Below are 10,142 nucleotides of genomic sequence, written 5' to 3' on the forward strand. Positions count from 1 at the left end.
GGGCAAGGACGCCGCGGCGCTCGCGCTCGCCGCCGTGGTCATGGGGACGGCCGCCGCGCTCGCGACGCGGCTGGGCCGCGACCAGCTCGGCCCGGTCGAGCGGGCCGACGCCACGGAGCTGCGCCACGCGCTCGGCACGCTCGCGCGCGGGCTCGTCGCGGGTGCGCGGCACCTCGTCGAGCGCCGGACGCCCGCCTACGCGCTGGGCATCATGGCGACGCACCGGTTCCTGTACGGCGTCACGTTCATCGCGAGCATCCTCATCTCGCGCAACCTGCTGTCCGACCCGGCCGATGCAGGCGCGGGCCTCGCGACGTTCGCCACCGTGCTCGGGGCGTCCGCGGTCGGCTTCGCGCTCGCCGTCGTCCTCACGCCCGTGCTGTCGCCGCGCACCGGCCCGCACACGTGGATCGTGCTGTGCCTCGGCCTCGCGGCGCTGAGCCAGGGCCTGCTCGCGGTGACCGTCGCGCGGCCCGCCGTGCTCGTGGGCGCAGCCGCGCTGGGCCTCGCCGCGCAGGGCGCGAAGATCGCGGTCGACACGATCGTGCAGCGGGACACCGACGACGCGTTCCGCGGACGCGCGTTCGCGCTCTACGACGTCCTCTACAACGCCGCGTTCGTCGGCGCCGCCGCGCTCGGCGCGGTGACGCTGCCGGACACCGGGTGGTCGCGCGGTCTGTTCGTCGTCCTCGCCGTCGGGTACGTTGCGGGCGCTCTGCTCTACGGCGCCGCGACGACGCGTGTCGTCGGCCGCACCGGTCGGACGGACGACCCCGCACCGGGTCCCGACCGTCCGGCCGCCGCCCCGACGTCCCGGGAGGTGACGGGCTCGTGATCGACCTGACCCCGGAGGAGGCCCTGCGCCTCGCGCTCGTCGACGGCGAGGTCGCGGCGTGCATCAGCGACCCGACGCAGCCCGACGACCCGCTGATCTGGGTCAACCCCGCGTTCGAGCAGCTGACCGGGCACCCCGCGTCCGAGGTGCTCGGGCGCAACTGCCGGTTCCTGCAGGGCACGGGCACCGACCCCGCCGCGCTCGGCGAGCTCCGCACCGCGATCGACGAGGGCCGGACCGCGGGCGCGCTGCTGCTCAACTACCGGCGCGACGGCACGCCGTTCTGGAACCAGCTCGTCATCATGCCCGTGCACGACAGCACGGGTGCCGTGGTGCGGCGCGTCGCCGTGCAGACCGACGTCACCGCGCGCGTCGAGGCCGAGCAGGCCGGCCTCGGCGACGACCGGTCCGCAGCCCGCCTCGACCTGCTCGCGCGCGTGAGCGACGAGCTCGCGCTGCACCTCGACTACAACGACGCGGTCGACGCGCTGGCCGACGTCGCGATCCCGCCCCTCGCGACGTGGGGCTTCGTCGCGGTCACCGACGAGCGCGGCCGGTTCGAGCACGTGCACGTCGTCGCGGGCAGCGCGGCGGACGTCGCGCTCGCCGACCGCCTGGGCGCGCAGGACGTGAGCTGGCTCCAGCGCTCGCCCCGCACGCTCGGCGCCCTCGCGAGCCCGCCCGGCTACGTCGCGGAGCCGTTCCCGGTCGACGTCGGCTCGCTCCCCGGCCGGACGACCCCCGCACAGCTCGCGCTCCTGCAGCGCCTCGGGCTCGGCAGCGCGATGGTCGTGCCGCTGCGCGCCCGCGAGCGCGTGCTCGGCGTGCTGTGCCTGGTGCACGAGAAGACCGACGGCTTCACGCCCGACACCGTCGTCACCGCCGCCCACCTCGGTCGCCGCGCGGGGCTCGCGCTCGAGAACGTGCGACTGTTCCTGGCGCAGCGCAGCGCGGCGCTCACGCTCCAGCACAGCCTCCTGCCGGAGATCCCGCACGTGCCCGGGCTCGACGTGGCCGCGTCGTACCTGCCGTCGAGCCGTCTCGCGGAGGTCGGCGGCGACTGGTTCGACGTGCTGCCCCTCGCGGGTGGGACCGTCGGGCTCGCCGTCGGCGACGTCGTCGGGCACGACCTGCGCGCCGCCGCCGCCATGGGCCAGCTGCGGTCGCTGCTCCGGTCGTACGCGTGGGAGGGCTCGGCGCCGGGAGCCGTCCTGGACCGGATCGACGGCGTCGTGCGCGGGCTCGACCTCGCGGACATCGCGACGTGCGTGTACGCACGCTGGACGCCCGACGGCGTGGGCGGCGTGCGGCTCGACTACGCGCGCGCCGGGCACCCGCCGCCCATGCTCCGGCTGCCGGGCGGGCGCGTGCAGCGGCTCGACGGCTCGCTGCGCACGCCCGTCGGGCTGCCGGGCCTGCCCACGGTGCCCGACGCGACCGTCGAGGTGCCCGCGGGCGCCACGCTCGTGCTCTACACCGACGGCCTGGTCGAGCGGCGTGACCGCGCGCTGGCCGACGGGCTCGCCGCGCTCGAGGCGACCCTTGCCGCCGTCCCCGACGGGACGGATGCGGCCGGGGTCCGCGACGCGCTGGTCGGCGCGCTCGTCGGCGCGCAGCAGGAGGACGACGTGTGCCTCCTCGTCGTGCGCCGCGCCTGACGCGACGCCGACGACGTCAGCCCGCGGTGCGGGCCTCCCACCACGCGAGCAGCTCCGCGCGCGCCGCGTCCTCGCCCAGCGGACCGCGGTCCATGCGCAGCTCCAGCAGGTGCTGGTACGCGGCGCCGACGTCGCGGCCCGGGCCGATGCCGAGGATCTCCATGATCTGCGTGCCGTCCAGGTCGGGGCGGATCGACGCGAGCTCCTCCTGCTCGCGCAGCGTCGCGATGCGCTGCTCCAGGTCGTCGTAGGCCGCCGAGAGGCGTGCCGCCTTGCGCTGGTTGCGCGTCGTGCAGTCGGACCGGGTCAGCCGGTGCAGGCGCTCGAGCAGCGGGCCGGCGTCGGTCACGTACCGGCGGACCGCGGAGTCGGTCCACCCGCCTTCGCCGTACCCGTGGAAACGCAGGTGCAGCTCGGTGAGCCGCGCGACGGCCTGCACGGTCGCCTTGTCGAACCGCAGCTCCTTGAGCCGCTTCGCGACCATCTTCGCGCCGACCACCTCGTGGTGGTGGAAGCTCACGCCACCGCCCTGCTCGAAGCGGCGCGTGCGCGGCTTGCCGATGTCGTGCAGCAGCGCCGCGAGACGCAGCACCAGGTCAGGCCCGGGGACGGCGCCGTCCGGGCCCGTCTCGAGCGCGATCGCCTTGTCGAGGACCGTGAGGGAGTGCTCGTAGACGTCCTTGTGCCGGTGGTGCTCGTCGATCTCCAGCCGCAGCGCGGGCAGCTCGGGCAGCACGTGGTCCGCGAGGCCCGTCTCGACCAGCACCTCCAGGCCCACGCGCGGCTGCGCCGACACCAGCAGCTTCGACAGCTCGTCGCGGACCCGCTCGGCCGACACGATCGCGATGCGCTCCGCCATGTAGGTGGCCGCCGTGCGCGCCGCCGGGTCGACCTCGAAGCCGAGCTGCGCCGCGAAGCGCGCCGCGCGCATCATGCGCAGCGGGTCGTCGTCGAACGACTGCCGCGGGTCCACCGGGGTGCGCAGCACGCCGCGCGCGAGGTCCGCGAGACCGTCGAACGGGTCGACGAACGTGAGGTCCGGCAGGCGCACCGCCATCGCGTTGACGGTGAAGTCGCGGCGCGACAGGTCGCCCTCGAGGGAGTCGCCGAACACGACCTCGGGCTTGCGCGACGACGGGTCGTACGCGTCGGTGCGGTACGTCGTGACCTCGACCAGCACGTCGCGCGTGCTGCCCCGGCGGCCGCCCGGCATGCGGCGCGCGCCGATCGTGCCGAACTCGCGGCCGATGTCCCAGTGCGCGTCGCCCCACCGCGCGAGGATCGCCTCGGTCTCGTCGGGCGTCGCCGACGTCGTGAAGTCGAGGTCCGCGCTCAGCCGGCCGAGGAACGCGTCACGAACCGGCCCGCCGACGAGCGCGAGCTCGTGGCCCGCCGCCCGGAACAGCTCACCGAGCTCGATCGCGTCGCCCGACAGCCCGGCGAGCACGCCGAGCGCACGGCGGCGCAGCGCCGCGAGGGCCGCGGAGGGGTCGGTGGTGCTCACGCCGGTCGCGGCGCCGGTCGGGTCCAGGGAGGGCACTCGTCCAAGCCTGCCAGACGCGGTCGTGGTCGTGCGGCGCGCACCCGGGCGGGCCGGTGCGGAACCGGACGCTCCCGGCGAGTCGTTACAGTGGCCGCATGTCGAGCCCGGCGCAGCCCTCCGTGCCCGGGGGTGTGCCCGCGCCGCCCGGTGGGCACGCGCTGCGGATCGACCCTCGGCACGCCGTCGTGCGGCCCGCCCCGACCCCCTTGCCCGTCGTCGACGAGACGTCCGCGGGGGGGATCGTCGTCCAGCAGCGCGACGGGGTCTACCAGGCCGCGGTCATCGCACGCCGCAACCGCGCCGGCCGCCTCGAGTGGTGCCTGCCGAAGGGCCACCTCGAGGGCACCGAGACGCCCGAGCAGGCCGCGGTCCGCGAGATCGCCGAGGAGACGGGCATCACCGGGCAGGTGCTGCGGCGGCTCGGCGTCATCGACTACTGGTTCTCCGGCGACGACCGCCGCGTGCACAAGGTCGTCCACCACTTCCTGCTCGGCGCCGTCGGCGGGACCCTCACCGTCGAGGGCGACCCGGACGGCGAGGCCGAGGACGCGGCATGGGTCGCCGTGACCGACCTGCACGACCGGCTCGCGTACCCGAACGAACGGCGTCTCGCCGAGGCGGCGCTCGTCGTGCTCGTCGGCGAGGCATGAGCGCGGCCCTGCGCCGCGGCCAGGTCCACCGCGCGGCCGTCGTCCTGCTCGCCGTCACGCTCGCCGTGCTGTGCCTCGGGACGCTCGTGGCCGTGCCCCCCGCGGGGGCGACCAGCACCCCCTCCCCCAGCCCGACCGCCACCTGGCCGGTATCCGTGCAGGTCACGCGCGTGACTCCCGCGGTACTGCGGCCCGGCGACGACCTGACGGTCACCGCGACCATCCGCAACGACGGCGCCGAGGCCGTCACCTCGCCGTCCGCCGTCCTGCGCATCAGCCGTGTCCGTCCGCACACCCGCGCGGACCTCGAGGCGTGGGTGTCCGGCGGGCTGTCGTCCCGCAGCACCGACGCCGTCGCCGGCATCGAGGGCCCGCTCGAGCCCGGGGCGAGCGTGCAGGTCGACCTCACCGTGCCCGCCGCGGACATCCGGCTCGCCGACGGCGCCGACGTGTGGGGACCGCGCGGGCTCGTGGTCGACGCCCGGGCCGGCAGCCGCGTCGTCGGGCAGCAACGCACCTTCCTGCTGTGGCTCCCGTCCGACGACGTCCCCGCGACCGACGTGTCCGTCGCCGTCCCCGTCGTCGGGCCGCCCCTCGCCCCCACGCTGCCCGGCACCGACGCGGGGGCCGAGCAGCCGCCGGACGGCGCCGCGACCGACGGTGCCACCGGCCCGGAGACCGACGGCACGGGCGACGCCGACGCCGCTCCCAGTCCGTCGAGCAGCCCCGCGGCCGCCGTCAGCCCGCCCGACGCGTCGTCCGTCGCGCGGCTCGAGGACGCCACCGCGACCGGCGAGCGCCTCGCCCAGCTCGCCCGGCTCCTCGACGAGGCCCCCGCGGTCAGCGCCGTCGTCGACCCCGCGCTCCTCGCGCAGTCGGCCCTCGCCGGACCGCGCGCCCGGCAGTGGTCGCACCAGGTGACGCAGGTGCTCGCGGAGCGCGACGTGCTGTCCCTGCCCTGGTCCGACCCCGACGTCGCCGCCGTCGCGCACGGCGCCCGCGCCGACCTCGCCGCCGCGGCCGGAGCCGCCGCACGCAGCTGGGCCGAGCAGAGCGGCACCGGCGACGTCCCCGTCGTCCTGTGGGGCACCGGCACCCGGACCCCGGACGAGGCGACGATCGGTCTCGCCACGAACGCGGGCGCCGCCGCGTTCGTCCTGCCCACCCGCGACCCCGACGACGACGACGACGCCACCGCGGCCCGCACCCAGGTCCGTGCCGCCGGCACGACGGTCGCCGCGCTCGCGCCCGACGCCGTCCTCACCCACCTCCTCACCGACCCGCGCAGCGTCGAGCCCGACGCGTCGCCCGCGACGGCCGTGCAGCGCACCCTCGCCGAGCTCGCGGTCGCGACCCGGGAGGAGTCCGACCCGCCCGACGTGCTCCTGGCTCCCGATCGCGAGTGGATCCCCGACGTCGCCTACACGACGACGCTCCTGCGCGCCCTCGAGGACGCGCCGTGGGTCCGGATGCGGCCCGCGTCCTCGCTGCTCGACGGCATGGCCCAGACGCGGACGACGGCGTCCGACTCGGCGTCCGACGCCGCGGAGATGCCGCCCGCGCAGGTGCAGGTGCTGGCCGCGGCCCGCGAGCGCACCCTCGCGTTCGCCGAGGTCACGTCCGAGCCGGAGGCGCTGCTGACCGGCGTCGACCAGGAGGTGCTGGCCCCGCTGTCCGTCGCGTGGCGTGCCGACCGCACCGGCCGCGACGCGCTCGTCGCCGCCGTGGTCGCCGACCTCGACGCGCGCACCAGCGGCCTCACGATCGTCCAGCCGCCGACCGCGAACATCTTCGGGTCGTCGACCGACGCGCGGATGACCGTTCGCAACGCGCTCGCCGTGCCCGTGACCGTGCAGCTCGTCGTCGCGCCCGGCAAGCCGTGCCTCGAGGCGCAACCCGTCGAGCCGGTCGAGGTCGACGCGCGGGACGAGCGCAGCGTCGTCGTCCGGTTCGTCGCGCACGCCAACTGCGAGGTCCGGGTGCTCGCGCACCTCGAGACGGTCGAAGGCGCCCCCGTGTCCGCACCCGTCGAGTTCAGCGCACGCGTGCAGCCGACCATCGAGGACGTCGGCACGGTCGTCGTCGGCGTCCTGCTGCTCGTCGGGCTCGTCCTCGGGATCGTGCGCACGGTCCGCCGTGGTCAGAGCGCGCGCCGCGGTGCCCGTCTCGAGGCCGAGTCGGACGCGCCGACCGCGCTCGGGGTGCTCGGCGGTGTCGCGGACACCGGCGGTGCGACGGACGACGACGGTGCGACGGACCACGGCAGGGCGCCCGACGACGGCGACAGGGCCGGCCAGGGCCCGCCGCCCGTCGGGACACCGCCCGGACCACCCCGACGAGAGGACCCCTCATGACCGGCCCCGGCAGCATCGGACGCGGCGCGGCGCTCATGGCGTCGGGCACCGCCGTGTCCCGGGCCACCGGGCTGCTGCGGATGATGGTGCTGATCGCCGCGATCGGCGTCACGGGCGAGGCCGCCGACGCGTTCTCCGTCGCGAACAAGCTGCCCAACATCCTGTTCATGCTGCTCGCCGGCGGCGTCCTCAACGCCGTGCTCGTGCCGCAGGTCGTGCGCGCCTACAAGCGCGACGCCGGGCAGGAGTACGTCGACCGCCTCCTGACCCTCGGGTTCGTCGTCCTCGCCGTCGCGACCGTCGTCCTCACGTTCGCCGCGCCGCTCCTCGTCCACCTCTACGCCGACGCGGCGCCCGACCAGATGGCGCTCGCGACGACGTTCGCCTACTGGTGCATCCCGCAGCTGTTCTTCTACGGCGTGTACGCGCTGCTCGGGCAGGTGCTCAACGCGCGCGGCTCGTTCGGCCCCTACATGTGGGCGCCCGTCGTGAACAACCTCGTCGCGATCGGCGGCTTCGTCGCGTTCATCGTCGTGTTCGGCAGCCCCGAGACGAGCGGTGTCGCGGTCGCGTCGTCGTGGACCTCCGGTCAGGTCGCGCTGCTCGCGGGCATCTCCACGCTCGGTGTCGTCACCCAGGCGGTCGTGCTCGTGCCCTCGCTGCGTCGCGCGGGTGTCCGCTACCGGTTCCGGTGGGGCCTGCGCGGCTCGGGCCTCGGCCGGGCCGGGCAGGTCGCGACGTGGACGCTCGTCGGGCTCGGCATCGGCCTGCTCGGCAACCTCGTCGTGTCGCGCGTCGTCTCCCGCGCCCCCAGCGAGGCCGAGGCCGCGACCGTCGCGTCGAACAACGCGTACGACGTCGCGTTCAGCATCTTCATGCTGCCGCACTCGCTCGTCACCGTGTCGCTCGCGACCGCCCTGTTCACGCGGCTGTCCGGGCAGGCCCACGACGAGGACGTCGACGGCGTGCGGTCGACCTTCTCCTACGGCGTCCGCGTCGTCGGGCTGTTCACCGTCGCCGCCGCCGGGCTGCTGCTCGTCCTCGCGCGGCCCGTCACCGACATCATCGCGGCCACCGCGCCCGCCGAAGCCGTCGAGGCCACCACCCGCGTCGTCCAGGCGATGGTCGTCGGCCTGCCCGCGTTCGGTGCCTGGTCCATGGCGCAGCGCGTCTACTACGCGTACGAGGACGCGCGCAGCATGGTGCCCATCCAGGTCGCGATGGCCGTGGTCGTCGTCGTCGGCACGCTGCTCGGCATGGTGGTCGCGCCGCCGTCGTGGTGGACCGCGTGCGCGGGCCTCGCGATGAGCGTGTCCTACGTCGTCGGTGCCGTCGCGGCGATCTGGCACCTGCGGCGCCGGCTCGGGCGCGTCGACGGCGGGCGCATCGTGCGCGTGCACGTGCGTGCGCTCGTCGCCGTCCTCCCCGCGGCGCTCGTCGCGTGGCTCGCGACGCGCGTCCTGTCCCTCGGGCTCCCCGACGGCCTGCTCGGGTCCGTCGTCGTGTGCGTCGTCGCCGGTGGGCTGGGCGGTGTCGCCTACGTCGGCGCGCTGCGCGTCCTGCGGGTCGAGGAGCTCGACGGGCTGCTGCGGCCCGTCCTCGCGCGGCTCCGGCCCGGACGGGGCTGACGGACCCGCGGGTCCACGCCGAACGGTCCGTTCGCGCGGGCCGCGATCCGTCGGTGCGCGAGCGAGCCGTCCACAGCCCGCGTCGCGCGGGGTCGCGATCCGTCGGTGCGCGAGCGAGCCGTCCACAGCCCGCGTCGCTCGACCGCCGTCCCCAGGCCGCCCCACGTCGCCCGACCCGTCCCCACCTGTCCTGGTCCGTCCGGATACCATGCCCGTCTGCCGTCCTGTCCAGGGCCGCCGTCTACCATGCAGGTGACCACCGCGTCGCCCGCCCCGTAGGGTCGGCGGAGGTGGACTGACGTGACGAACCCGGAGGAGGTGCTGGTGAGCGAGGTCGGACGAGGCACCGTGCTGGCAGGCCGCTACCGCATCGTCGCGCCCGCACCCTCCGACCTCGACGGCGCCACCGCGTGGCAGGCCACGGACCAGATCCTCGACCGCCCCGTGCGCGTCCGGGTCCTCGAGGCCGGTGCCGTCGCGCCCGCCCTCGACGCCGCCCGCCGCGCCGCGCTCGTCACCGACGCCCGCCTGGTCCGCGTGCTCGACGTCGGCACGCACGAGGGCGTCGGCTACGTCGTCTCCGAGCAGATCACCGGCCCGTCGCTCGCCCAGCTCGTCGCGCGGGCGCCCCTCACGCCCGACCAGGCGCGGGCCGTCATCGGCGAGGCCGCCTCTGCGCTCGAGGTCGCCCGTCGCCGCGGCGTGCACCACCTCGCGCTGCGCCCCTCCGTCCTGCACGTCAACTCCGACGGCCGCGTGCTCCTCGGCGGGCTCGCGCTCGACGCCGCGCTCCTCGGCACGGCCGGCGGCGACGCGCGCGCCACCACGCGCTCCGACACCGTCGGGCTCGTCCGGCTGCTGTACGCCGCCCTCACGGGCCTCTGGCCCGCGGGCGACCGTCCCGGCGCCGGCGACCCCCTGCCCGAGGCCCCGCTCCTCGGCGCGCGGCCCGTCCCGCCGTCCGACCTGGTCGCCGGCATCCCCGCCGACCTCGACACCCTGTGCGCCGTGACGCTCGGCCCGCACGACGACGGCCCCCACAGCCCTGGCGAGCTCGTGCGCGAGCTCGAGCCGTGGGGGGAGATCCGCGCCGTCGCAGCCGTCCCCGAGGCGACCGCGGTCCTCGGCGGCGCCGTCGCGGCCGCGACCGAGCCGACCCTCGCCGACATCGTCTCGCGGGACACCGAACCCGTCCGCGTGCAGCGTCAGTCCGTCCGGAGCGCGTTCGACTCGCCGCCGCCGGGCGCCAACCGACCTGGCACCCCGCCGCCCGCGGCACCGTCGCGGTCCAGCGCGTTCTCCGCAGCCGGCCCTGGTGCGGGCGTCGCCGGCGGTCCGGCCGAGGACGTCGACCCCACCGTGCCGGTCGCGCCCGGGCTCGTCGGCGGTGCACCCACGGCCGTGTTCGGTGCCGGCGCCGGTGCCGGCGCCGGTGCCGGTGCCGGTGCCGCGTCCGGCGCGGACGCCGCGGGGA

At 76.4% G+C, this 10,142-nt stretch carries 7 protein-coding genes; 6 read left to right on the forward strand and 1 reads right to left on the reverse strand.

Annotated features, from left to right (window positions below):
- Both CTKZ_RS17920 and CTKZ_RS17925 read left to right on the forward strand, forming a co-directional pair.
- Positions 1-835, forward strand: an 835-nt coding sequence (locus CTKZ_RS17920; protein ID WP_371852392.1) for an MFS transporter, incomplete at its 5' end; no start/stop codon positions are given.
- A complete protein-coding gene (locus tag CTKZ_RS17925) occupies positions 832-2,493 on the forward strand; it encodes a SpoIIE family protein phosphatase (RefSeq protein ID WP_124344208.1) in 1,662 nt (553 codons plus the stop codon). The genes CTKZ_RS17920 and CTKZ_RS17925, both read left to right, overlap by 4 nt.
- 16 nt (positions 2,494-2,509) lie before the next feature.
- Here the strand turns inward: CTKZ_RS17925 and CTKZ_RS17930 are convergent, their stop codons facing one another.
- Positions 2,510-4,033, reverse strand: a complete 1,524-nt coding sequence (locus CTKZ_RS17930; RefSeq protein WP_124344209.1) for a CCA tRNA nucleotidyltransferase — start codon at positions 4,031-4,033, stop codon at positions 2,510-2,512.
- 98 nt (positions 4,034-4,131) lie between these two features.
- Between CTKZ_RS17930 and CTKZ_RS17935 the strand changes: the two genes are divergently transcribed.
- From CTKZ_RS17935 to CTKZ_RS17950, 4 genes are all read left to right on the forward strand, one after another.
- Complete coding sequence (locus tag CTKZ_RS17935; RefSeq protein ID WP_124344210.1) at positions 4,132-4,686, forward strand: NUDIX hydrolase; 555 nt, start codon at positions 4,132-4,134, stop codon at positions 4,684-4,686.
- Positions 4,683-7,040: a DUF6049 family protein gene (locus CTKZ_RS17940; protein WP_124344211.1), complete on the forward strand. Its 2,358-nt coding sequence runs from the start codon at positions 4,683-4,685 to the stop codon at positions 7,038-7,040. The genes CTKZ_RS17935 and CTKZ_RS17940 overlap by 4 nt, the downstream gene beginning before the upstream one ends.
- The gene (murJ, locus tag CTKZ_RS17945; RefSeq protein ID WP_124344212.1) at positions 7,037-8,668 is read left to right on the forward strand and encodes a murein biosynthesis integral membrane protein MurJ; all 1,632 of its coding nucleotides are present in this window, start codon (positions 7,037-7,039) and stop codon (positions 8,666-8,668) included. The genes CTKZ_RS17940 and murJ overlap by 4 nt, the downstream gene beginning before the upstream one ends.
- 300 nt (positions 8,669-8,968) lie before the next feature.
- Positions 8,969-10,142: protein kinase family protein (locus CTKZ_RS17950; RefSeq protein ID WP_200829808.1), on the forward strand; the 1,174-nt coding region annotated here is incomplete at its 3' end.

The organism is Cellulomonas algicola (genome assembly GCF_003851725.1).
In the GTDB taxonomy this organism is placed as follows: Bacteria; Actinomycetota; Actinomycetes; order Actinomycetales; family Cellulomonadaceae; genus Cellulomonas; species Cellulomonas algicola.